Origin of the sequence: Allosphingosinicella sp. (assembly GCF_036387215.1) — a bacterium.
Classification (GTDB): domain Bacteria; phylum Pseudomonadota; class Alphaproteobacteria; order Sphingomonadales; family Sphingomonadaceae; genus Allosphingosinicella.
The window spans coordinates 1-2,267 of record NZ_DASVUE010000162.1; the positions used below are offsets into that span (position 1 = coordinate 1).

The following is a 2,267-nucleotide window of genomic DNA, read 5'->3' on the forward strand; positions in this document are numbered from 1 at the left end:
CGCGAGGTGCGCCGCGAGAAGAACACCTGGTTCATCGCGGGCGAATGGTGCGACAGCATCTATCTCGAGCTGCGGCGGCCGGAGGGCTAGAAGCTTTCTTCCTGGTAGATGCGCACGACGTCGCCCTGCCATTCGCTGCGGAAGCGTTCGAGCAGCCGCTCGGCGGGGGTCAGGCCGCTTGCGACGATCTCGCGGAGGGGATCGAGGAACCCGGTTTCGTTATCGCCAGCCGCGTTTAGCCGGGCGCGGGCGTTGAGGCCGGCTTCGGCGATGGCGAGCACGCGCTCGCCCAGATCGCGGAGGGGCTCCCCGGCCGGAGTGCGCGCTTTGAGGCCGAGCTTCGGCACCTCGTCGCGGAGGCGCTGGCGCTCGTCGAGGCTCCAATGCTTGACCTCGTCCCAGGCGGCATCGAGCGCGTTCTGATCGTAGAGCAGGCCGACCCAGAGGGCTGGAAGCGCGCAGATGCGGCTCCACGGGCCGCCGTCGGCGCCGCGCATTTCGAGGAAGCTCTTGAGGCGCACTTCGGGAAAGGCGGTCGATAGGTGATCCACCCAGTCGGAGAGACGCGGCTTCTCGCCCGGCAGGGCGGACAATTCGCCGCGCATGAAGTCGCGGAAGGACAGGCCGGCAGCGTCGATATATCTGCCGTCGCGGTAGACGAAGTACATCGGCACATCGAGCGCATAGTCGAGATAGCGCTCGTAGCCGAACCCGTCCTCGAACACGAAGGGCAGCATGCCGGTGCGCGCGGGATCGGTGTCCGACCAGATATGGCTCCGGTAGGAAAGGAAGCCGTTCGGCTTTCCTTCCGTGAAGGGTGAATTGGCGAAGAGCGCGGTAGCGAGCGGCTGTAGGGCGAGGCCGACGCGGAACTTCTGCGCCATGTCCGCTTCGGAGCTGTAGTCGAGGTTCACCTGGATCGTGCAGGTGCGAAGCATCATGTCGAGGCCGAGCGTGCCGACGCGCGGCATGTGGCGGAGCATGATGGCATACCGGCCCTTGGGCATGATGGGCAGGTCCACCCGCGCCTTGTCCGGCCACATGCCCAGGCCGAGGAAGCCGAGGCCGAGCCTTTCGCCCACCGCCTTCACCTGCCGCAGATGCCGCCCAGCCTCGGCGCAGGTCTGGTGGAGGTGGTCGAGCGGCGCACCGGACAGCTCGAACTGGCCGGCCGGCTCGAGGCTGACGTTTCCGTCGGGGCCGGCAAGCGCGATGACGTTCCCGCCTTCTTCCACCGGCGTCCAGCCGAACTCCGTCATCGCCATCAGGAGATCGCGGATGCCGCCGGGCTCGTCATAGCCGGGCGCGCGTTGATCGTCCCGGCGGTAGACGAACTTCTCATGCTCGGTCCCGATCCGCCAGGCCGCCTCCGGCTTCTCGCCCTTCACGAACGGCGCGAGCAAATCCTCGCGGCTCTCGATCTGCGGGTCGGCCTTGCCGCTGTCGGTCCGGGTCGTCATGGCAGGCGCCCTTAAACGCAGCCGCTTGCCGCCGCCAGTCCGTTTCGGTTTGCTATCGAGTGGATGCCCACCGGCGCCTGGCGCCGGGCTCCGCCTTACGGCATGCCCCCAGCATGCCGCGCGGCTAGGTCCCAATCGCCGGCCGCCGCCATCCACAGGCTGATTGCGGCCACCACCGCCGTGTCGGCGCGCAGGATCCGGGGGCCGAGGGAGGCGGGGCGGGCGGTGTGGAGGGCGCCGATGGCGGTGCGCTCGTCCTCGGTGAACCCGCCCTCCGGGCCGATCAGGATCGCGGCTGGGCCGGGCTTCACGGCCTCCCGCATCGGCTCCCCACCATTCTCGTCCGCAAACAGCAAAGTTCGATCCTCAGGCCAGCTCCTGAGCAGCGCATCGAGCTTCTGCGGCTCGGCGAGCTCGGGGAGCGCCGTGCGTTCGCATTGCTCGGCCGCCTCGATCATGTGCGCGAGGAGCCGGTCGGAATTGGTGCGGTCGACGATGGTGCGCCGGGTGATCACCGGCACGATCCGCGCGACACCGAGTTCGGTGGCTTTCTCCACGATCCAGTCGATCCGGCCGCGCTTGATCGGTGCGAACAGCAGCCACAGGTCCGGCACCGGCTCGCGCGGCCGGAGCTGACGCACGATGCGGAGGGAGACGCGCTTCTTGCCCGCTTCGGTGATCTCCGCGAGCCATTCCCCTGTGCGGTCGTCGAACAGCTTCAGCTGCGCGCCGGGGCCGAGACGCATGACGGCCGATAGGTAGTTCGCCTGCGGCCCCTCCAGCACCAGCGCTGCGCCTTCGCCCAGC

The 2,267-nt window shown here is 68.6% G+C and carries 2 protein-coding genes; both read right to left on the reverse strand.

The genetic code is table 11. The annotated features are described in order from the left end of the window. Positions 1 to 86: 86 nt before the first annotated feature. Positions 87 to 1,460, reverse strand: coding sequence for a glutamate--cysteine ligase (locus VF662_RS06410; protein WP_464138983.1), 1,374 nt, complete (start codon positions 1,458 to 1,460; stop codon positions 87 to 89). Positions 1,461 to 1,555: 95 nt separating this feature from the next. After that, entirely contained in the window at positions 1,556 to 2,266 is a 711-nt protein-coding gene (locus tag VF662_RS06415; protein ID WP_464138984.1) for a 16S rRNA (uracil(1498)-N(3))-methyltransferase, read from the reverse strand. Position 2,267: the final 1 nt, after the last annotated feature.

Bases quoted from the DNA above. Each gene is read 5' to 3' on its own strand.
- VF662_RS06410 (WP_464138983.1), bottom strand. From the start codon at position 1,460: ATGACGACCCGGACCGACAGCGGCAAGGCCGACCCGCAGATCGAGAGC.